Source organism: Billgrantia desiderata, assembly GCF_900108215.1.
In the GTDB taxonomy this organism is placed as follows: Bacteria; Pseudomonadota; Gammaproteobacteria; order Pseudomonadales; family Halomonadaceae; genus Halomonas; species Halomonas desiderata.
The window spans coordinates 29320-51882 of sequence record NZ_FNVC01000031.1; the positions used below are offsets into that span (position 1 = coordinate 29320).

The window sequence follows — 22563 nt, forward strand, 5'->3', positions numbered from 1 at the left end:
GTCAAGCCAAGCCGTGGCCGAGGCGTGGCGCGCCATTACAGCCTGCCATCATACCACTCCGGCCGGCACAAAGGCAGCTTGAGGGACAGTGCAAAGGAGGCCTGGACACGGCCAGGCAAATGATGCTGGGACTTACGACGCTTTCGGCAGCACGAGCGGCTCCAGCGCCTGGAGGATATCGCCTTCTATTGCCATGGCCTGCTTGGCCCGTACGTCGAGCAGCACGAAGGTGAGGTCGGCATCGGCGATCTGCTTGCCGTCGCCGATACGACGGATCTCCTGATACATGCGCGCGCTGCGGCTGCTCAGGTCGGCAATGCGGGTCAGCACTTCCAGGTCGTCGCCGGCCACCGCGGCCTGGCGATAGTTGATGTTGAGGTTGACCGCTACCAGCGCCGGGTCGCCCGAAGCGAAATGACGCGCCAGGTCGGGGCGGTCGTCGAAGTAACCCCAGCGCCCCTCTTCCAGAAACTCCAGGTAGCGGGCATTGTTGACGTGACCGTAGCCGTCCAGGTGATAGCCACGCACGCGCAGGGTGACACGGGAAATACGGGGATCCATGCGATGCTCTCCTTGATGCGTCGAGGGGTTGATTCCGCTCGATTCTAGGCCCGCCGCCGCGCCAGATTCAAACAATGGTTTGAATTTTCACCTTGACCGATAAGCGGCCAGCGGCAAACGTGCCACTGGAACCCGGCCTCCCCCTTCGCCATAATATGCGTCCTTTACGCTCAGGGAATGCACCATGTGGTTCAAGCACTTGCACCTTTACCGCCTGCACGGGGCGGCGGCGATCCCCGCCGCCGACCTTGAAGAGGCCCTGGCCGGACAGGCGGCACGCACGCCCGGCAGCCAGGAAGCCAGGCGCGTGGGGTGGTGTCCGCCCGCGGGCCGTGCCGGCACCGCGCTGCTGCACGAACTGCAGGGACAGCGCCTGATGACCATGCTGCGCCATGAGCGCCTGCTGCCCGCCGGGGTGGTGCGCGAGGAAGTGGAAGAGCGCAGCGCCGAGATCGAGGCCCGCGAGGGGCGCAAGCTGCGCCGCCAGGAGAAGCAGGAACTCAAGGAGCAGGTTTACGAGGAGCTGCTGCCGCGCGCTTTCGTCCGCAGCCAGAAGGTCGACCTGTGGTGGGATACCCGTCGCGAGCTGATCGCGGTGAACACCAGCTCCCGCAAGCGCGCCGAGGAGGCGCTCGATCTGCTGCGCGAGACCCTGGGCAGCCTCAAGGTGACCCCGTTGACCGCCCAAATCCTGCCGATGCGTGCCATGACGCAGTGGCTCGCCGACGAGAAGTCACGCCCTGCCGCGCTGCAGCTGGGCGACCAGGTGGAGCTCAAGGCCAAGGGCGACGATGGCGTGCTGCGCGCCCGCCAGGTGGATCTCGACAGCGACGAGATCCAGCAGCTGCTGGCGACGGGCAAGCAGGCCAGCCGCCTGGCCATCGAAGTGGAAGGCCGCCTGGGCTATGTGCTGCACGACGATCTGACGCTGAAATCCCTGCGGTTCAGTGACGCACTGATCGACGAGGCCAGCGAAACCGAGGACGATGGAGACGCCATCGTGCGCCTCGAAGCCGATTTCATGCTGATGACACAGGCCCTGGCAGAAGAGATAGAGCGGCTGATCGACTGGCTCGGCGGCGAAGCCAATGGCGCTGCGCAGGCAAGTGCATGACCGAATCCGGTAACCAAGAAGAACCGATGACCGAGAATCCGACTGGCGCGACGCCCACCGATCCCTGGGCAGACATCCGACCCTATCGCGATGACGAAGTGGCCGCGGTACTGGCGAATCTGGCCGGCAACCGCGAGCTGCTCGATGCCCTGACCCGCTACCGGCTGCCGCGCTTGAGCCGCACCCTGCCCTGGCTGGCCCGCGCACTGGCTTCCTATGCCATTCGGCGCGAAACCCGGGGCGTGGCCAGCGTGCACGATTTCCAGATGCGCGTGGCCTATTACATGAACCGCATGATCCGCACCTCCACCGACGACTTTCGCGTCGAGGGGCTGGAGAATCTGAACGCGGACACGGCCTACCTGTTCATCGGCAACCATCGCGACATCTCGCTGGACCCGGCCTTCGTCAACTTCGCCCTGCACCAGGCGGGCCGCGACACCGTGCGCATCGCCATTGGCGACAATCTGCTCAAGAAGCCCTACGTGACCGATCTGATGCGGCTCAACAAGAGCTTCATCGTGCCACGCGCGCTGCGCGGCAAACGCGCCATGCTGGCGGCTTACCAGAACCTCTCGAGCTACATTCGCCACTCCATCGTCGAGGACAACCACTCGATCTGGATGGCCCAGCGCGAGGGGCGCGCCAAGGACGGTATCGACCGTACCGACCCGGCGATCATCAAGATGCTGACCATGGCGCACCGCATGGAGCAGCGCAACGCCCCCATCGGCGATGCCATTGCCGAGCTGCGCATGGTGCCGGTCTCGATCAGCTACGAGTACGATCCCTGCGACCTGCAGAAGGCGCGCGAGCTGCACGCCATACATAGCCAGGGGCATTACGAGAAGAGCGAGTTCGAGGACATCCAGTCCATCGTGGCCGGCATCACCGGCCACAAGGGTCGCGTGGAGCTGCGCTTCGGCGAACCGCTGGGCGCCGGCTTCGACACCCCCGAAGCCGTTGCCGCCGAGATCGACCGCCAGGTGATCGGTGGCTATCGCCTCTTCCCCAGCCACTACCTGGCACTGGAAGCCCTGGGCGACGCGCCGGAGCTGCTGGACCTGAGCGAGGTCAGCGACGTGGACCGGGCCCGTTTCCAGGCCCGCCTGAACGAGGTGCCCGCCGAACTGCGCAGTTGGTGGCTGGCCCAATACGCCAACCCGGTGCGTAACAAGGCCGCCCAGCTCGCCGGCCGCAACCTGGGAGGCGCATGAGCGCGCACGCTCATGCACCGCTCGACCGCGGCGCCCAAACCCGCGAGGCCCATCGGGTCACGCTGATCGGCGCCGCCATCGACCTTGCCGTTGGCCTGCTCAAGCTGATCACCGGTTTTCTGGTGGGCTCGGCCGCGCTGATTGCCGACGGCATCCACTCCTTCTCCGACCTGGTGACCGACGGCTTCGTCGTGGCGGCAACCCACTACGGCCGCCAGGAACCGGACAGCGACCACCCATACGGCCATGGCCGTATCGAGACGCTGGCGACACTGGCGCTGGGCAGCGTGCTGATCTTCGTGGCCGGCGGCATAGCCTGGGCCAGCCTCATGCGTCTGCTGGGCGGCGAGCCCTTCGCCGCACCCGGCCTATGGGCCATCGGCGTGGCCGTGGTGGCATTGATCGCCAAGGAGTGGATCTTCCGCTACACCCTGCGCGTGGCAAAGCGCGTGAAGTCGCGCCTGCTCGAGGCCAACGCCTGGCACTCCCGCTCCGATGCGCTCTCCACCGTGGCGGTGCTGATCGGCCTGGTGGCGGCACAGTTCGGCGCCGGCTGGGTCGATGCCGTCGCCGCCATTCTGGTCGGCATCATGGTCGGTCAGGTGGGTTGGCGGCTGCTGTGGGAATCGAGCCGCGAGCTGATCGACACCGCCCTGCCGGAAGCCGAGCGTCAGCAGATGCAGAGCATCGCCGAGGACGTCCCTGGCGTACACGGCGTACATGACCTGCGCACGCGTTCGCTGGGCAGTCAGTTCGTACTCGACCTGCATATCGTGGTGGCGCCACGGCTGACCGTTTCCGAAGCCCACGAGATCGGCAATGCCGTGAGCCGCCAACTGCGCAACGCCTTCCCCAACCTGGCCGACGTGACCTTCCACATCGACCCCGAAGATGACGAAGGCGAAACCGAACACAGCCTGCGCCCCGGCCTGCCCCTGCGTCAGGACGTGGAAGGCATGCTCGACGACGCCTGGCACGACTGCCAAGTGTGGCAGCAGCGCGTCGCCCTCGATTTGCACTACCTCGCTGAACAGATCGACATCTCGGTGTACGTACGCCACCTACCGCCCAACCAGAGCCTGGAAGACGCCGCCCGCGAACTGCGCGAAGCCTCGCAGGAACTGGCCTGGGTAGGCAGACTGAGGGTGTGGCAAGGGCCGGGCAAGGGGTAGCGGTCAGCGCTCACCTTGGAGCAGGAGCCTGCTCGGCAGCACTCACCTCAGCACCTTCGTGCAATCCCTCAGCCACCTCCAGATCGTAGAGTCGTGTGGTGGGCCCATCCGGACGGCAACGCTCCTTGACCAGAGGATGCCACTGATTGCTGGCCGCGCGCTGGCGGGCATATTTGACTGTGATGTCACGAATAAACAAGCACGGGTAAAAAAAGGCAGCGCCAAGGATGCGTACCCTTGCGCGTGATGGGGTAAAAATACCGTCCTGAACTAGCTTACGGTAGTGCTCAAGGTCCAATGTGGCCTTCTGTTGCTGCCTTCGATAGCCATCCAGCACTTCCTCCCGGTTGGAGCCCGCTAGTGGCTGACCATTTTCATCGAACCAAGGCCCTTTCTCCATATAGCAGCGCAGATATTCCCAGAACATGCCCTGGGTTTCCGCGGTACGTCCCATGGGCAGATTGAGACGCAAGGCAATCACCTCCTCCGCATGTCCATAACGCTGCAGCAACAGCTGTAACGGAGTCTCAGTCATGGCACCGGTGTACTGGGTCACCGTGCGGCTCTCCTGCATCCAGGCCACCGCCTCGTCCCAAGGTGCGTGGTAGAGCTTGTCCTTGTCCTGAAAATAGACCTCCCGGGTTCGGCGGTTAAAGCGAATAGGGGAAGAGGATGGCCAGAAGACTTCGAGCAGAAAGACTACCGATGTGATCCCGAACATGATAGCGGCGGTCGTGAAGACATAGAGCGCCCCCTCCCAGTCCTGAAAAATAACGGGCGACATAATAAGAAACATATAGATCGCCCCCATCCCCCATACCCCGGTAAAGATCCCCTTGCCTTCTTCGGCACCGCTGGAGAGATCCAAGTAGTGCTCGGTTTGGTCCTGCACCTCGCCTAACTGCATGGGTTGCTTGGCGGCCCGGCGCTTGGGCGATAACACGATCAGCTCATCGGCCAAGCCAAGCCGCTGGGATAGATCGGCGAAGTAGGTCTTGATGCTCTGCATGGTTTACCTGATCTCGATTTCGATGGGCGACAGGACCAGCCTTTAGCCTCTTCGCCCCAAGCCGCTGGCGTTGCAAAAGGCGATAGAACACCTCGGTCGCCAGCGCTAAGAGTTAGTACCAGTTTATCGACCAACCCTTCAGCCATGGCGGCTTGTACCTCGGGTTGGTTGCAGAGCCCAGGACTTATTGGCAGTACCATTAGAGCGATGGCCAACAACCGTGACATGGGCCTCCGCATGACGGGTCAATAGCCAAAGCGCGGCGGGAAATGCGAGAGCGGTGGCTCGCGGCCGACCCACTTCTCCTCTGCGAGAGCTTCCGCCTGTTTAACTTGGTCATCAGTCAACAGGTCTCTAAATAGCCGTTTCGCACCACGTATTTGCCCAGCACCTTGCGTTTCAATATCGATGGCATGCAGTACTGCCCATCCTTCTATGACGTCTTCTTCGCATGAATAAACGGGGTCGTCTTCAGGTTCCAAGTAGCACATGGCAATTCCAAGGCGGGCGTCATAGCTTCCATTATTTGATCCTTCCTTAACCCAGCTCCACGCCTCATCATATACTTCTAAATCACCTAAAACTCGTGAAAGTCTTTCCATTGCAGGTACATAACCTTGCTCTGCTGCTCGTCTAAACCACTGCTTGGCTGCTTGCAAACGTCGGTCGTTGGTTAGGTACCAACCGCGTCCGTCGAGAATGCGGCCGCCCAGGATCGTTTGTGCCTCGGGCTGGCCCGCCTCGGCGGCGCGCTCCAGCCATTCGCCGGCCCGGCGCGACTGGTCAAACATGCGATAGATATCGAACATCAGCAGCATGGCGTTGGGATCGCCGGCCTCGGCCTTGGGCTGAGCCACGGCCAGGGCAGCATGGTGCCAGTCCTCATACCCTTCGGGGCAGCGGTCACCGGCGGTGCAGGCACCGCCTCGAAACAGTTGCAGCATGGCGTGCACATCACCCTGTTCGGCGGCTTGCAGATACCAGGCCATGGCTGCACGGGTCAGACCCAACATATGCTGACGCCGTTCCGCTTCTCCCATGTAATACATGGCATCGACATCGCCCGCTTCTGCTGCTTGTTGCAGATAAGGAAGGGCTGCTGTCGAGTGGCCGATATTATAAAGGCGCATCCCCTCATTCTTGGCGGCCTGCACCTCGGGTTCCAGGGCCCAGGAACTTATCGGCAGTCCCAGTAAAGCAATGGCCAGCAGGCGTGACATGGGCCGCAGCATGACGGATCAATAGCCAAAGCGTGGTGGGAAGTTCGAAAGCGGCGGCTCGCGGCCGATCCATTCGCGCTCGGCCAAGGTTTCAGCTTCTTGTTGCTTGCTTTCATCAAGCATATGGCTACGTAAACTCAAACTCCTGGCAGACGATGTATTTCCTAGCTCATCATGGATGGCGTAATAAATTGCCCAGCCTTTTACTAAATCCTTCTCAACCTGGCAAACGGCATTTTTTTCCGGCTCCATATAACAGGAGCCAAGCCAGCGCCGCCCATTGATGTGGCCTAGCTCTGATGCAGCCTCGAACCAAGTCCATGCCTCTTGATGCCGTCCCAAGTTAGACAGCGTTGCCGCTAACCGATCCATGGCAGGCACATACCGCTGTTCCGCCGCCTGACGGAACCATGCCTCAGCGGCGCTGAGCCGGCGACCATTAGTCAGGTACCAGCCGCGTCCATCGAGGATCTGATTGCCCAGAATGGTCTGGGCTTCAGGCTGGCCTGCTTCGGCGGCCCGTTCCAGCCAGTCGCCGGCGCGACGCGGTTGATCGAACATGCGATAGATATCGAACATCAGCAGCATGGCATCGGAATCGCCGGCTTCGGCTTTGGGCTGAGCTACCGCCAAGGCTGCGTGGTGCCAATCTTCATATCCCTCGGGACAGCGATCACCGGCGATGCAGGCACCGCCCTGGAACAGGCGCAGCATGGCATGCACATCACCCTGCTCCGCAGCCTGCAGATACCAGGCCATGGCTCTTCGGGACAGGCCACGATCCAGCAGGCGGGTGGCTTCGCCAAGGTAGTACATCGCCTCCACATCACCAGCGTCAGCGGCTTGTTCCAAATAGGGCTGCATCTTGATCCACTCGGAAATGCCCCAAAGCCGCATCCCCTCGTCCTTGGCGGCCTGCACCTCGGGCTCCAAGGCCCAGGCGATGGTGATAGGTAAACTCAACACCGCCACTAGCAGGCTGGCTGTCATCATTTTGCGCATAAGATCAACGGTCCCTATCGGTATAGACCACAAAAGTCCCTCTGGGCGAGGTGCGTAGCTGACAGTAATCATCGACCTCTAGGCCCAACCGATAAGCGATAAGGTCATACTTATCACGTGCTTCTTGAGCATCCTGATCCATCGTTCCAGATATATGTTGCATAAACTGATCCAGGCGATACCGGTTCCGGCAGTAGGCCACGCCCCAGCTACGTGACTCGTCGTAGGTGCCGTCCAGCGACATGCGCGCCACCGCGCGCTCGAACAAGTGCCGGGCCTGGGCGAGGTTGTAGTGGCCGCTGGTAGTGTAGCCCTCCTCCAGCCAGCCCAGACAGTTGGCGATGGCGATCTGCTGCAGGTCGATGGCCCGGTTTCGGTCGAAGGGTTCGCCGTCAATGGTATAGCCGCGCCAGCCGGGTGAAAACGCCAGGGTATTGAGTAGCGGCCCCAATGCTTCTGGCGGCAAATGCTGTATCCAAGCGCACATTTCATCACGTCGAGGATCATTGACAATGGCATGGGCAATCATCCCCGCTCGCTCGCTTTGTGTCATCAAGTCGTAGAGGCGCTGGATGCCGTCCAGGCCCCGGGCGGCGAGCAGGCTGATATCGAGCAAGGTAGTGGTGGCCAGATAGCCCAGCCGGCTCATGAACTGGAAGGCGTCGCGATCGACCCAGTCGATGAAGCCATAGTCGTTGTCACGCAGTGCCTGGCTGAGCATCATGAACCAAAGGTTCAGTTGCTTGAGATCCAGCTCCATGGCGATTTGTCCGCCCGCGCCTTTGCCAGCTACGACCTTGGCTCTGAAGTAGGCGACGAACTTGCCCTGATGGATACCCAAGCGCAGGCCGAGCTCGCCGCCGATCCCGCCGGCCGCCTCCAGACCCAGCACGGCATGACCCAGTGTGCGCCAGGCATTTAGCTCGGTTTGCTGATTACTCAGGGCCAGCCAGTCGCGGTCAGCCAGTTGCGGCAACTGCCGGGTGATATCGGCCGGCGGTTCCCAGCGCATGCTGCAGCGCGTGTTTATACCCACTGTGGCGCCGGCAAAGGCCTTGAGGGCAGCGCCTTCTGCTTCGCGCTGTGCCCACTCGAGCCCGGTGAGCTTGAGGCCATCATGATCGAAGCCCAACCCGGCCTCGGCAGTCAGTGCCAAGGAGGCGCCGGCAAACCCCTTGGCCACAGCCGCCACTTGCAGTGAGTAGCGGCCAAGGTTGCGTATCTCATTCTGGCGCTGCGTCAGCACGGCTTTGAACGGCAGAGCTTCACTTTCGCTGGGCAGTTGCAGCGTGCCCAGGCTGATCTCTCCGCGCGCCAGACTGTAGGTGCCTTTGAGTTCCAATTGGTACTTTGCGCCGACACCATGGCCCGTGCCGTTATCCCCCTCTGCAGCTTCCCAGGGACCACGTCGAGGACCGCCAAGGTTACGCTCACGCACCCCTTCTCTGCGGTGCTGTACCTCCGCTGTCACCTCCCCGCCGGCCTCGGTCTCGTGCTCCCACTCAAAGAATGTCAGCGAAGCCTCACGTTCGACAAGGGTCACCGGTTCGTCGAGGTGGATCCCCATGGCCTCGTTCAACGCGGCATGGGGCATACCCACCAGACGTAGCATTTGCGCCTGGGCGCTGGCATCGAACAAGCGCAAGCGCTCCCGGCCTGGGCCGGTGAACAGGATACGCTGCAGCGTTTCTGCCCAGGCACTCCTGGCACCATCTTGCTGGAGAGACAATACCTCGTATTCCTGGGCATCGAGATAATCGAAGAAAGCCTCGGGAATGAAGAAGCCTAGGCGCTCCTCGAACCAATCGGCACGTCGCTCGATACGCTCGCAGCCACGCCGGGCCAGCCAGTTGGAGAGTGCGGTTTCGTTGGCCTCCCACAGGGTGGCGGGCAGCACGCCATCCTGTTCGAGGTCGCGCAGCAGCGCTAGACGGTCTTCGTCGCGTATGTCGCGCAGTAGATGGCGAAGGCTGACATGACTCAATGCCTGCGCGGCGCGGGGCGAGCTGAACTCACGTAGCGGAAAGTCCTTGCGGACCAATACGTCGATTGTCTGTCGGCGATAGCCCAGGGCGTGGCGCTGATCGGTGATATCTGCCTGCCAGAACAGCACCCGCTGCGGGCGCATGTTCGCCACCTGGGCTTCGGCCAGTTGATAGAGCACATCCAACTGCGCCACCAGCTTCTGGAAAGCTTCGCGCTCCTCCTCGAAGAGGTGAACGGGCAGTGCTGAGCGGCGCGCAGTGGCGGTAGCCCACTGGTTGAGCTTGTCCTCCACCGCATCGAATATCGTGACGGCCTCCTTGAGCCGTTGGTTGTAATAGTCGAAGGCTTCGATGCCACGTTCCAACCCGTCGGGAACCGCGCTCATCGGCACTGCAGCCAAAGCCCACTCCGGGGTGGCCACACCGAGGGTGGCAAGGGCAAGTATGCTGTCGCAGTAGGCTCTCAACTCAGTGTCAAGCCGTTCAGCTTCGCCATGAATGAAGTCGCCAATGACACCACAGCGCGAAGAGTCCTTGGGCGACATCGACTCACAGTCGGCAAGGAAGGCTTGATACTCCACCAGGGCCTGTCGTACCGGTAGCAGGGTACCCGGCTGGTCGACGGAGGCATTGTTCTGGAGAACGGCAGCCCGGCACTGGCGATAGGTTTCCAGCGCCCGCTCGATCTCCGCTTCCCAGGGGCCATAGTAGCCGCTGCCTTCGATTACGTACTCCTCCGACTTGGCACGCTCCATGCCTTGGCGATATAGCCCGTGAAGCTCTTCCAGTAGACGAGCCTCTTCAGCGTTCCAGATACGATTCCAGAGGCGAGGAGCACCGACAATGAGGGGAGAAACCCAGAACCATGGGTTCTCAGTGAGCGGGCTGTGCTCGCTTACGCGTTGAGCCGGGTCAGTTTCTTCATCGCCGCGCTCCTGCATCAGCTCAGCTAACCGTTTCAGTTTATCTCGGGCTTGATTGCGCTCGGCTTCATTCAAAAAATTTTCCGGCCGCGCCGGCAGAAAGCATTCCAACAGGCCGGCATCGTTATTGAGATGTTCCAAGCGCTGATGGGGGTCCTCCACTTTCACCCATCCGGCAAGCTCGTCGGCGGCTTCGTGCAGGGCCTTGGCCACCTCCTCAGTGAGTAGCCAGAACGTGCCAGTGCCGGTGAGATAGATAATGTCGGCCCAGGGAGCCGTCTCGCAGACCATCGGTACAGGGCATTCCTGACCGCCTTCGAAGGCGGGAGGCTGGAACTCAGGCAACAACAGCGGGGCGTACAGGCTGCCGGGGCGTGTATCGGTGGTCATGAAAGGCGCTCCAGTTCGCTGATTCTCTGCGCTTCGGTGAGGCTCAAGTCGGACAGAATGTGTTGTGCGTTATGCCAGGTGTCATCGCCCGCCTGACGAATCAGCGGCAACAGGCGCTTCCTGTCCCGCCCGTATGTGATGCCCCCCTCGGCAAGATGCCCCAGCCGCTCCAACCACGCCGGCGGCAACGCCGAAAGCGGCGTCTCGGTTGCCCGGCTGAGCCACCAGGCACGCGGGATCTCCTTGAGGGCCCGTTCCAGCGCTTCGGTCAGTGCGGGGGCTTCGTCACGGTCACCGGCTGGCTGCCATCTTTGCCAGTGCGTCAGCGGCGTGGGCGTGATGACCTGCCCCAGCGGCCCGATGAGTTGGGCGTAGGCGGTGTCGCTGCTGGCGGCGAGCAGAGCCGTCCAGGCGGCGGCATCCTGCAGGTTCACCAGCGACTGGCCGCCGTGCGGGTCGTCGAGGATGAACAGGCGACGCAGATGATCGGCCAGCTCGTTCAGGGGGGTGGCCTGGGCCGGCTGGAAGAGCCAGCCGTGGCGCTGCCCGGCACATAGCGAGCCGATGGCCTGCCAGGCTTCACTGCCCGGCGTGAGTTCGACCAGCCAAGGGCTGGCTTCGAGCAGCGGCGACAGCGGCGTGCCGGCAAACAGGGTCAGGTAGTCGTGCCAGCCGGGCTGGCCCACGAGCGCGGCGCAACGTTCTGGAGCGCGGCGCTGATCCAGCACCGCATAAGCCGAGCGCTGGGCTTCGAAGCTGCCCGATAGGGTCTCGATACGCTGGCTGCGCTCGTCGATTCGACTCAACCAGCCAGGCATGGGCAATCTCCCCGGCTGCAGGTGGTCTCGCTCAGCTTGCCGCACAGCGGCAGCAGCGTGGCTTCGCTGAGCTGGTAGTCCTTGAGCTTGGGCAGCACGGTGGGCGGTATCGCCTCATGCACCTCCGGCACTGCCCTGCCCGGCAGCAGCGGTGTCTCGACGGCTTGGCCGCTGCCGGAGCCGGGGCTGCCTCCGGCGTTGATCTTGACCTTGGGGCCGACCAGGGTGACGCCGCCGCCGTCGAGCTTGAGGAAGCTGCCGCCGGCGTTGAGGGTCATTTCGCTACCGGCTTCGAGCACCACCTTGTGGCCGGCCTTGATGTGCAGTTCGCGGCCGCATTCGCTGAGCCAGGCCTGGCCGGCCTTGACGTGCAGGGTGCCCTGTACCGTGAGGTGCTGGTTGGCGACGGTTTGCTCATGATGGTTGCCGCGTACGGTGTGGTGCTCATCGGCATGGATCTCGCCGATGCGGTCGTGGTGCACGGTGAGGAAGCTGTCGTTGCCGATCTCTTCGGTGCGGTCGTTATTGGTCAGCAGCTCCAGGTCTTTCTGGGCGTGCAGCCAGATCTGCTCTTCGCCGGCCTGGTCCTCGAAGCGAAGTTCGTTAAATCCTTCGCCTTTGTGACTCTGGGTGCGGATGACGGTACGCGTCTTGTGCTCGGGCAGCGCGTAGGGCGGCGTGTTGACGGCGTGGTAGGTGCGCCCGGTGATCAGCGGTTGATCCGGGTCGCCCTCGAGGAACGATACCACTACCTCATGCCCAATCCGGGGTATCGCCATGCTGCCGTAGCCGCCGCCGGCCCAGCCCTGGGAGACGCGCACCCAGGCACTGGCGGTTTCATTGGGTTCGGCGTAGCGATCCCAGGGGAACTGGACCTTGACCCGGCCGTGTTCGTCGCAGTGGATCTCTTCGCCCTCGGGGCCGACGACGAAGGCGATCTGCGGGCCGTCGACGCGGGGCTTGGCGTTGGGCTGTGGGCGCCAGGCGCGGTCGGCGGGGGTGAGGATCAGTTCGTTGTCGAACTTGGTCATGCCCATCCCTGCCGCGTCACCTTGAGTGACACCGTCCTCTTCCAGGGCCTGGGGCTGGCTGCCGGTGTGCTTGACCTTGACCACCTGCCAGTCGCGGTTGAGCTCACTGAGGTCGTGGTCGGTGAGGGTGAACTTGACCCCCGGGGCGAGCTCGGGCAGGTCGCTCTCGGCGGCGCAGGTCAGAACGCCGCTTCTGAGGTGCTCGAGGCGGATGCGGGTGAAGGCGTCGCCGGAGGCGTCGGCCTTGTAGCGCCCGGGATAGTCGTAGTGTTCGTAGTCGTCCCGCTGGGCGTGCTCTTCCAGGTCACCCGCGGCGTGCTCGTGAAGCTGCGCATAGGCGGGGTTCTTGAACGAGTAGTCCTTGAGCGTGACCGAGGCCGGGGCGACACGGGCGAGCTGCTGGAGCTTGCGCACGTGGCGGCTCGGCGGGGTGCCGCCGGCGCGACCATGGTAGGTGCGCTCGCCCAGGTGGGCCAGCACCTGGGGCGCGTCGGCGAAGACCAGACGATGGGCGCCGTTCGGCGCGTCTTCGCCTGTTTCGAAGAACTCGTGGAAGTAGAACAGGCCCTCTTCGGCAGCCAGGCGCTCGACGAAGGCGAGATCGGTTTCCCGGTACTGCACGAGGAACTCTCTTTCCGCCAGGTCGCGGGTGACGGCGAAGGCGACATCCGTGAGGCCGCGCTCGTCGCACAGGGTGTTGAGCACGGTGAGCGGCGAGACCTCCTGGAAGATGCGCGAGTTGTGGCGCAGGTCGAGGCGCCACAGCGCCGGGCGGGCGACCAGGGAGTAGAGGGTACGGCGATGGCCGCGGTCGCCGCGACCGAACTCGCTGACGATGGCATGCACCCGGCGCAGCACCTCGCCGTCCTGCCAGATCGTCAGACTCACCGGGCGGTCGAGCAGCTCGGTGGCGGAGAGGCTGCCGTCGCGGCTGGCGAAACGCACCTCGAGGTGGAAGGGCTGCGAGAGCGCTTCCTCCAGGGTGAAGTCGATCACCACCAGTTCGGCGCTGTCGACCCCGGCGAGATCGAGGGTGAATTGCAATCCAGTTGCATCGGCCATACGCGCGTTCCTTTCACCAACCTGATGAAAAAGCAGGATAAGAAACGCAAGGTTACGCATGCATCACGAAGACACAAGGCGGTAGATGCATGAAGCGACGATGGCTGACGCAAATTGTCGGCAATATCCTACAAACACCCAGCTTCTTAAAACTCTCATACCTATCGTGTTGCCGTTATCACTCCTCTATACTGGCTTCATGGCTTACATTCCTTAACACGCTTTCGGCGCGCCCGATGACGCATCGCCCTGCCCCACATGGCTCAAGTTCGCTTCTCAGACCCAGCCGCCGCCGCTTCATCGCTGGCCTGGCAGGGCTGCTGCTTGCCGCTGGGTTGGGCCTCTCTCCTGCGTCACTCGAGGCGCGCATCGACCGTGCCCGCCTGCGTAACAGTATGCAACGTCTGTATGGCAGTTCGGGACTTGCGATTCTCGAGGATTGGTTTTCCCTGTTGGACCGGCTGCGCGGTGCCGATCTCGACACTCAGTTGCGCGAAGTGAACGATTTCTTCAACCGGCGGGTACGCTGGGTCGACGATATCGACAACTGGGGCGCCGAAGACCACTGGGCAACCCCACTCGAGACCATGGGCAAGGGTCAGGGCGACTGCGAGGATTACTCGATCGCCAAGTACGTCACCTTGAAAGAGCTTGGTGTTCCCGGCTCGCGCCTGCGCATGATCTACGTTCGTGCGCGTATAGGCCGCAGCCAGATCGTTCAGGCACACATGGTGCTGGGGTATTACGAGACGCCTTCCGCCGTGCCGCTGGTACTCGACAATCTGGTGCCTTCCATCACTCCCGCCACGCAGCGTACCGACCTGGACCCAGTGTTCAGCTTCAACAGCGACGGCCTGTGGGCCGGCGGCTCGACCCAGTCGCGGGCCGATCCGGTGGCACGCCTGTCGCGCTGGCGCAGTGTGATCGAGCGTATGGAGCAGCAGGGATTCATGGGATGACGAAGAAAAACGAACCGCCAACAAGAGCGACACATGCCACGCCGCAGGATGAACGAGGGCATCCATTCCCAGGGGGAACGAAGACATGTCACTGATCAAGCAACTCTGGTTGACCATCGCGGTGTTGCTGCTGCTGGCCTTCGTGGGCAGCCTGCTCATCGGTGTGACGAGCAGCCGCCACTACATCGAGCAGGAAGTCCAGATCAAGAACAACGACAACGCCAATGCGCTGGCGCTTTCGATGAGCCAGATCGAAAAGGACCCGGTGATTCTCGAGCTGCTGCTGGCGGCACAGTTCGATACCGGCCACTACCGGCGTATCGCGCTGTACGACCCTCAGGGTGAGATCATCGACGAACGTACAGCCGGTGAACATATCGACGATGTGCCGGGCTGGTTCGTGAACCTGGTGCGCTTCGAGGTGCCGCCCGGTCGTGCCGTGGTTCAGGATGGCTGGCAGCAGTACGGCACCCTGGAGCTGGCCAGCCAGCACAGTTTTGCCTACCGCTCGCTGTGGCGCAGCACCCTGGAACTGGCCGGTTGGTTCGCCATCGCCGGTGCCATCAGCCTGCTGCTGGCGGCCTGGATCGTACGCACCATTCGCCGCCCGCTGCGCGACGTGGTGAGCCAGGCCCAGGCCATCGGCCAGCGACGCTTCATGGTGGCCAACGAGCCGCGTACACGTGAGCTACGCGAAGTGGTTCAGGCCATGAACCAGCTCTCCCAGGCAGTACGACAGATGCTCGGTGAAGAGAGCGACAAGCTAGACCAGTTGCGCCGGCGCATGCAGCACGACCCGGTCACCGATACGCTCACCCGGGCGCCCTTCCTCAACCAGTTGCAGGCCCATCTGAAGAGCGAGAAGGACGATGCCAGCGGCGCACTGATCATGGTACGCGTGGCACGCCTGGCCGAACTCAACCAGCAGCTCGGCCACGCCGCCACGGACGCCCTGCTCGCTCAACTGGCGCATCGTCTCAAGCAGTTGGCTCGCAGCCACGGCCACGGCACGGTGGGACGACTCAACGGCAGCGATTTCGGTATGATCCTGCCGCGTCATCATGATCTGCAGGAGCTGGGCAAGACGCTTCAGCAGCATCTGGAGTGTCTCAGTGCTGAGCAGAGCGTCGACACTTCGCTGGCTTCCGCGCTGCGTCAGTACAGCCAGGGCGAGAGTCAGGCCGAGCTGCTCGCCAGCCTCGACGGCGCCCTGGCCGCGGCGGAAACGCGCGGTCTGAACGGCCAGGAGATCGTCGACCAACCCGCCAGCAGCGTGCTCTATACACGTCATGACGAATGGCGTCAGGCACTTGCGGAAGCGTTGGCGCAAGGCGTGTTCCTGGCTCACTACCCGGTTCTCGATGCCCACGGCAGGCTGATTCACTTCGAGGTGCCGTCACGTCTGCGCCTGAAGGGCGAATGGCGGCCGGCGGGCGTCTTCCTGCCCTGGGTGTCGCGCCTGGCCATGGCTCCTACCCTCGATCTGGCCGTCGTTTCGGCGGCACTGGCCGATGTCGAATCCAGTGGCAAGGCAGTGGCCGTCAATCTCTCGGCGGAGTCGCTGGTCGATGGCCACTTCGTCGGTGAACTGCTTTCCCGCATTCAGGCGCACCAGGGTATTGCCGACAAGCTGTGGTTCGAGCTGCCTCAATCCGTCGCACTGCAACAGCCCCAGGCGCTGCGGACCCTGTGCCACGCCCTGCTGGGCCTGGGCTGCAAGGTGGGCTTGGAGCATGTCGGCACCCAGTTCGGCAAGATCGAGGGGCTGCAGGATCTGGGGCTGAGCTTCATGAAGATCGAAGCCGCGTTGAGCCAGGAGGTGGAGAGCCGCAGCGATCAGCAAAGCCTGCTGAGAGGCATGGCAACGCTGGCCCATTCGCTGGGCATTCTCACCTTCGCCGAGGGGGTGGAGAATCAGGACGCAGCCAAGGTGCTGTTCGAGCTGGGGCTCGATGGTGTGACGGGGCCGGGCATCCGCCATCGCGAAGGCGATACCTGATACCCCTGCTACACCCGATACGACATGAGGCCGGCAAATCGCCGGCCTCATGCATTAACGAGCCTAGGCTCAGATGATGTCGTTGTCGGTATCGGACATCAGGCCGATGCTGTTCCTGCGCTTGCGCAACGATTGACGCTCCAGCAGCTTCTGCTGAGCCGGCTCGGGCAGGTCGGTAAAGCTGATCACGCCCTTGTCCATCAGCACGTTGATCACGTCCTCGAGTACGCGCACGAACGCCAGGTCGGACTTCGACAGTGCCAGGTTGTCGACGTCATCTCCCCCTTCGGAGACGAACTCCTGCAGCTCGGGGGAGCAAGGCGGTACGAACTCGCGGCACTCTGCCGTTGCCTCACGGCTGACCTGTACGACCTGCCCTGACTCATTACGCTTGATGTACATGGGAGTGTCTCTTGAAAGGCTTTACCTAGATTAACAAACGCCCTGCCCGGTGTCTCCAGGCAGGGCGATGGTTCGCCAATCAAGCGGCTACTGATCGATGTGCAGTTGCCCGTTTTCCAGCATAACCTGGAGGAAGTCCGTGGAGCTGGCACCGTCCATGCTGAAGTTCTCCAGCACGATCACCTGAGTGGCATTGCTGCCGTTTGCGCCGATGCTGCCCTCGTGGTTGACATAGAGCACGGTACTGGAGCCCTCTTGCACGGCGAAGATGAAGCTGTCGATGGTTTCTGCCGCTTCACCTTGCAGCAGGTCGGCCAGGTCGAGCGTGTTGATGCCAAGACTGAAGTCCTTCACCACGTCATGGGCGGCACTTCCCACGCCTCCCTGATCGCCGAAGTTCCACTGGAACACGTCGTCTCCTTCGCCGCCAATCAGGGTGTCGTTACCGGCACCGCCGATGAGGATGTCGTTGCCCTCGCCGCCGTTGATCGTGTCGTTGGCGGAAGTACCTACAATGACCTCATCTTCAGCGGTTCCGGTGATGGCGACACTAGTGGAACCCGCCCCCAGCAACTTAACGCTCAAGGTCTGCGTTGCCGATATATCTCCATCGGCATCAATACCATGTATATCGAAATTGACGAAAGTATCACCCGGCAACACGAGTTCGCCGTACTTCACTCCGTCAATTTTTCCGCTCCCCTGCAAAACCGTGAATGTGATGGATGTAAAGTCCTGAGCAGGGTTGATACTAATCCATCCATCCTGGCTAATAGGCCCGACAGTACCCGTTTCACCCGTATTGCTTTGCCAAGTCATTCGAAAATCAGTCGACCCTTGGTGCTTGTAAGAAAAGTCGATATTTTCGATCACCTTATTATTAACAAAGCTAATGATGAATTTTTCACCGGCATCAATGTTACCGTTCCCAACTCCAAAGCCTGCACTTGATGGACTTATCATTTCTCCGTTATCTATCTTGTTGTTACCATTAGAATCGACAGCACGAAGTACCACATCTCCCAAGATTAGCTGCTCAACGGACTTTCCACCCTGCACACCCCCAAAGTTCACTGTTTTCACGATCGAAGGACGCGCCTCGTGCAGTGTGAAATCATAAGTGCCGTCCACCTTGATTGTGAGAGTGAAAAAATCAATACCATTAACTTTCGCCAACTTAGTCACTGACCCATCGGCATGAGCCGTTGTGGAGTAGGCAATATAACCATTAATCCCAGCGATAGTCGGGTCCGCGACAATAATGGCTCCAGCCCCATCAGCCCCCATCGTAAGATCATGCAGACCCGACAACGTAGTGCCGCTCTCGTTGGCAATAATTGCGTTCATGATAGTCTCAAAAGTAGGCGCATCGTCGATGATGGCTACCGACAAGGTGCCGCCCGCCGAGCTTCCCCCTACGCCACTCACGCTCAGCGAAATACTGTCGGTAAGTACGTTGTTGGTCGCACTGCCCGGTGCGCCGTGGCTCTGCGCTGCGCTCAGCGTGTACTGGTAGCTGACGGTACCCTCCGTGGCCGTGCCGCTGAAGCCGGTCAGGTAGAGGGTGCCCATGTTGGTGATGATGCCCGCGGAAGGCGAGGCCCCGCTGAAGCCCTGCAGCTGTGCCAGGGTAAATACCTGTCCCATCACGTTGAGCGTGGCGATGCCGTCGCTAGCCGAAATCTGGAAGCTGCCACCGGCCGTTTCGCGAGTGTCGGCAAGGGAGGTCAGGCCGGCTTCGTAAACGGTGCTGTCGGCACCTTGGGTACTGACGGTCACACTGGCACTGTCGTCGGCGCCCCGAATCGAGAAGCCGAGAGTGGCGCTGGCGCTATCTCCGTCACCGTCGGTAATGGTGTAGCCCAGGTTGAAGGTCAGCAGGTCGCTCGCCTTCAGGGCCTGTACCTTGGCCAGGCTGTTGTCCAGCGTAAAGCTCCAGCTACCGTCGGTATTGAGTACCAGCGTGCCGTACTGGCCAATGTCGGCCAGTTGGGCGGCGCTGGCGTTCCAGTTGACCGTAGCGACACCCCCAGCGGGGCCATCGGCGCCGAAGCTGTCGTTGCTCAGTACGTTGCCGCTGAGCACGTTATCGGCCGAATCTTCCGTCACCGTACCGCCCAGGTCGTTGCTTGCCTGTGGCACGTCGTCGACGATGGCAATGGTGAGATGACCGGTCATCGCGCTGTCGCCAACGCCCTTGACGACAACGACGATCGTATCGGTCAGTACGCCATCGGTAGCGCTGCCCTGGCCGCCATGGGTCTGCACCTCTTTCAGGGTGTACTGGTAAGAGATGGTGCCTGCATTGGCCGTTCCGCTGTAGCCGGTCAGGTAGAGCGTACCCATCGGTGTCACGATAGCCGCAGAGGGAGAGCCAGAGCTGAAGCCTTGCAGCTGACTCAGGCTGAATTGCTGACCACCCACCGTGATATGAGCAATGCCATCGGTGGCGGTTACCTGGAAGCTGCCGTTCGCGGCTTCGCTGTTATTCTCCACCGAGATCAGACCCGCTTCGTACACGGTGCTATCGACGCCGGTTGCGCTGACGATCACCTGCGCCTGGTCGTTAGTACCGTGGATGGTCACGGTGACGACCTGGGTGTCCGTGCCACCCTTGCCGTCACTGACCTCGACGGTGAAGCTGTCGGTGACCTGCTGACCGGTCACCAGGCCCTGCACTGCGGGGCTGGCGTTGTCGAGCACGTAGGTCCACTGGCCGTTGGCGTCGACGCTGAAGCTGCCGTAGGTGCCGACGTTCGCGCCTTGCACGCTCCAGGTGTGGGTGTCGCTGACATCCACGTCGCTGACGCTGAGCTGGCCGGTCGTGGTGGTGGTGCCGTCTTCCGTCACCTCGCCGCTGGCCACACCGCCGATGACCGGGGCGTCGTTGGTGCCAACGATGGTCAGCGTGACTTTTGCTGTCGAAAAACCTCCCCGTCCATCGGCCACGGTATAGGTGAAGGTTCCGGTAGCCTGCTCGCCCACTGCAAGCGCATCGAATCCGCCACGCGGGTCGAGGCTAAGGAAGCCATCGGCGCCCAACACCACAGTGGCGGTGAAAATGAGTCCGTCTGGCCCAACAAAAGTGATTTCTCGGGTACCCGGATCGCTGATGGAGAGCGCATCGCCATCGGGATCGCTATCGTTGTCAAGCACATTGACTCCCGACAGCAAGCTCTCCTCATCGGTCGAAAAGAAATCGTCCAACGCATTCGGCACGCCATTGAGCGGCTCGCTCGGCAGTTCGTCCAGTGCTGCTTGCGGGGCGGCTCCAGCCTCCTCGACCGCCGGGATATCGGTGGCCGACACACTGCCAAACTCGAATGATTGCGCCCCGGTGCCCTCGGCGATGCGGGCCAGGCGCACGAAGTTGTGGCCGCCGTCCGCCGCGCCCCCACCGCCAGCTCCCGCGGCGGTGGCATCGAGAACATCGAGAAGGTCAATCGTCTCGTCATCCAGCGCCGCCAGCAGCGCCTCGATATCCTGATCGAGAGCTGCGAATTCACTAGGTTCCAGCAACTCCTCGGCATTGAGTTCCGGTGTAAGAGCGACCTGCTCTCCACCCTGAATCTGAGTGGGAGCGGTATTGTCACCAAAATCGAGCTCTACTCCCCCTCCCTGGGAAGTGACGACAGTCTCCCCTTCTCGCAGCGTGTCACCAACGCTGAGTTCACGAAGGTTTCCTGAGGCATCACGAGCCCAGGCCTGACCGGAGATGGACAGAACGATTGCAATAGACATTTTGGGAAGACCCCGCAAAAAGAGAGAACGGCTTTACGAGGCTCGCCACGGCCAAACGGACCACAGCTTGGAGGGGGGCGTGCTTACCGCGCAGTATGCGCCAGGCGACAACCCGCGGTATTGGACTCTAGTACAGGGTGGATGAGAAAATTGATACTCATCAAATCCAGCCTGACAAACAACGATGACGCCACACCCGACAGAGTCGGGTGTGGCTGCTGGTGGACCATCTGGGCTAGCTAAGCCGATGACGATCGTGCTGTCCGCTGCCACCCGAGGGGCGGCTCTACCCCATTGCGACTTCGGCGGTTAGGGGTCGACGTTGAGCTGGCTGTTGGCCAGGAGCTCGGCCAATATCTCAGCAGAGCCGACCTCACCCGTGGTGAAGTTCTCCAGCACGATCACCTGGGTGGCGTTGGTGCCATCTACGCCGATATTGCCCTCATGGTTGATATACAGCACGGTGCTGGCTCCCTCCTGTGCCGCGAAGATGAAGTCGCCGATGGTGCCGAGGCTTTCTCCTTGCAGCAGATCGGCAAGATCCAGCACGTTGTTGCCAAGCCCGAAGTCAACGACGGTATCGATGGCCGGGGCATCGTTGTCTCCCTGATCGCCCAGGTTCCACTGGAACACGTCATCGCCCTCACCGCCTATCAGAGTGTCGTTTCCGGCATCACCGATGAGAACGTCATTGCCTGCCGTACCATGAACTACGTCGTCACCATCGGAACCGGTTATTTCATAGCTGCCGGTCTCGGTGGTCTTGACGAAGACTGAGAAGTCAGCGGTGGCAGTGTCTCCATCGGCATCCGACCCGGTCAGCACGAAGTCGAGCTGATAGTCGTCCGGATAGATCTGGGTCACGTAGCTGGTAGAGACTCCATCGATCTTGAAGCTGTTATTTCCTGCCGGGCGCAGCTCCATGTAATCGACGTTATGCGTCGGATCGATGTTGAAGACGAACTCGCCGTTTCCAGCCAACAATTCCGCGGTGTAGACGGTCATGCTTCCATTCACGTCATACACCGTCAACGTAGCTTTATCACCAGCACTGGATCCCGCCGTGCCGGAAACACTGAACGTGATGGTGGAGACGCCTATCGCTCCTTGACCCTCTACCGGCCGCACATCGAACCTGAGTGCTTCGTTGTGCTGGCCTTGCACCACGTTCGATTTTACGCCCAGGTCGGTCGAGGACATACTCACATCCTCAAGCTTACCGTTTCTGTAGGCCGTCACCGCCAGGGCAAACTTGCCGTCGAATACGTCTGCCGTGAACAGATAGGCATCCTTGCCTCCTTCCTTGAAGAAGTTGTCCTTATTGAAAGCGCTCAGCAAGCTCTCAATAGTCGTTTCGACGACAGGCGCCGGCGACAGCAGATCGAAGGCATAGGTGCCATCGGCGTTCAGCGTGAGATCGAAGAACTCGAAGGAGCCTGACTTCGCCGTGTAGGTAACCCAAGTCTCACCGGAGTCGGTGATGGTCAGCACGTAACCATCCGGCATTCCTGTCCAGATCAGCGAGCCTTCGCCAAAGCTGCCGAGGAAGCCCTGCACATCGCCACCTACCTCGAACTCGTATATTCCCTCGTATATCCCAGCCACGTTGGCGATAGCGAGGTTGAGGCTGGTCAGGCTAGGCGCATCATCGAGGACGGTTACCGCGCCGCTCAGGTCGACGCTGGCCGTGGTGCTGGCCTCGTCATGGTCGCTGTCAGTCACGGTTACCGTGGCCGTGACGCTGATCAGGCCGGCCGGCAGCGTCAGGCTGTCGGTACCGGGCGCGTGGTCGATGGCCGCGGACTGGGTGATGGTGAGCTGGCCGCCATCGTCGATACTGAAGCGCAGCACTTCCGCACCGCCCACGCCGGCCGTGGCGATGATGTCGCCGCCCGCAAGCTGGGTGAACACCAGCGCCGTGCCACCGCTCTTCAAGCCGTGATCGATGCCGCCGTTCA

15 protein-coding genes are annotated in these 22563 nt (G+C 61.8%); 5 read left to right on the forward strand and 10 right to left on the reverse strand.

Translation table 11 applies throughout. The features are described from left to right. Positions 1 to 132 precede the first annotated feature (132 nt). Complete coding sequence (locus C4S71_RS20260; protein WP_103970350.1) at positions 133 to 561, reverse strand: acyl-CoA thioesterase; 429 nt, start codon at positions 559 to 561, stop codon at positions 133 to 135. Between the two features lie 184 nt (positions 562 to 745). Here C4S71_RS20260 and C4S71_RS20265 point away from each other — a divergent pair, with 184 nt between their 5' ends. From C4S71_RS20265 to C4S71_RS20275, 3 genes are read left to right on the forward strand one after another with little or no spacing between them, the layout of a single operon-like run. Continuing rightward, the gene (locus tag C4S71_RS20265) at positions 746 to 1675 is read left to right on the forward strand and encodes a recombination-associated protein RdgC (protein ID WP_103970351.1); all 930 of its coding nucleotides are present in this window, start codon (positions 746 to 748) and stop codon (positions 1673 to 1675) included. Between the two features lie 26 nt (positions 1676 to 1701). Further along, positions 1702 to 2892 (forward strand): 1-acyl-sn-glycerol-3-phosphate acyltransferase, encoded by a 1191-nt coding sequence (locus C4S71_RS20270; RefSeq protein WP_103970352.1) that lies wholly within the window; start codon positions 1702 to 1704, stop codon positions 2890 to 2892. Next, positions 2889 to 4064: a cation diffusion facilitator family transporter gene (locus C4S71_RS20275; RefSeq protein ID WP_086508944.1), complete on the forward strand. Its 1176-nt coding sequence runs from the start codon at positions 2889 to 2891 to the stop codon at positions 4062 to 4064. The genes C4S71_RS20270 and C4S71_RS20275 overlap by 4 nt, the downstream gene beginning before the upstream one ends. 10 nt (positions 4065 to 4074) lie before the next feature. Here C4S71_RS20275 and C4S71_RS20280 read toward each other — a convergent pair whose 3' ends face one another. From C4S71_RS20280 to C4S71_RS20305, 6 genes are all read right to left on the reverse strand, one after another. Beyond that, entirely contained in the window at positions 4075 to 5073 is a 999-nt protein-coding gene (locus C4S71_RS20280; protein WP_103970353.1) for a DUF6708 domain-containing protein, read from the reverse strand. Positions 5074 to 5318: 245 nt separating this feature from the next. Next, a complete protein-coding gene (locus tag C4S71_RS20285; protein ID WP_103970362.1) occupies positions 5319 to 6293 on the reverse strand; it encodes a tetratricopeptide repeat protein in 975 nt (324 codons plus the stop codon). Between the two features lie 18 nt (positions 6294 to 6311). Beyond that, complete coding sequence (locus C4S71_RS20290; protein ID WP_235014698.1) at positions 6312 to 7295, reverse strand: tetratricopeptide repeat protein; 984 nt, start codon at positions 7293 to 7295, stop codon at positions 6312 to 6314. Positions 7296 to 7299: 4 nt separating this feature from the next. Beyond that, entirely contained in the window at positions 7300 to 10593 is a 3294-nt protein-coding gene (locus C4S71_RS20295) for a hypothetical protein (RefSeq protein ID WP_103970354.1), read from the reverse strand. After that, positions 10590 to 11411 carry a DUF4123 domain-containing protein gene (locus C4S71_RS20300; protein WP_103970355.1) on the reverse strand — a complete coding sequence of 274 codons (822 nt, stop codon included), beginning with the start codon at positions 11409 to 11411 and terminating at the stop codon, positions 10590 to 10592. The genes C4S71_RS20295 and C4S71_RS20300 overlap by 4 nt, the downstream gene beginning before the upstream one ends. Next, positions 11396 to 13504: a type VI secretion system Vgr family protein gene (locus tag C4S71_RS20305; protein WP_103970356.1), complete on the reverse strand. Its 2109-nt coding sequence runs from the start codon at positions 13502 to 13504 to the stop codon at positions 11396 to 11398. The genes C4S71_RS20300 and C4S71_RS20305 overlap by 16 nt, the downstream gene beginning before the upstream one ends. Before the next feature lie 236 nt (positions 13505 to 13740). Here C4S71_RS20305 and C4S71_RS20310 point away from each other — a divergent pair, with 236 nt between their 5' ends. After that, on the forward strand, positions 13741 to 14463 hold the full coding sequence (locus tag C4S71_RS20310) for a transglutaminase-like cysteine peptidase (protein WP_103970357.1): 723 nt from the start codon (positions 13741 to 13743) through the stop codon (positions 14461 to 14463). Between the two features lie 85 nt (positions 14464 to 14548). Further along, positions 14549 to 16462 carry a bifunctional diguanylate cyclase/phosphodiesterase gene (locus C4S71_RS20315; protein ID WP_103970358.1) on the forward strand — a complete coding sequence of 638 codons (1914 nt, stop codon included), beginning with the start codon at positions 14549 to 14551 and terminating at the stop codon, positions 16460 to 16462. Between the two features lie 69 nt (positions 16463 to 16531). Here C4S71_RS20315 and C4S71_RS20320 read toward each other — a convergent pair whose 3' ends face one another. From C4S71_RS20320 to C4S71_RS22975, 3 genes are all read right to left on the reverse strand, one after another. Then, the gene (locus tag C4S71_RS20320) at positions 16532 to 16864 is read right to left on the reverse strand and encodes a tryptophan synthase subunit beta like protein (protein ID WP_086510488.1); all 333 of its coding nucleotides are present in this window, start codon (positions 16862 to 16864) and stop codon (positions 16532 to 16534) included. Between the two features lie 87 nt (positions 16865 to 16951). After that, positions 16952 to 20605, reverse strand: coding sequence for a retention module-containing protein (locus tag C4S71_RS20325; protein WP_103970359.1), 3654 nt, complete (start codon positions 20603 to 20605; stop codon positions 16952 to 16954). A gap of 309 nt (positions 20606 to 20914) precedes the next feature. Continuing rightward, a partial coding sequence (locus C4S71_RS22975) for a type I secretion C-terminal target domain-containing protein (protein WP_146064631.1) occupies positions 20915 to 22563 on the reverse strand: 1649 nt, incomplete at its 5' end.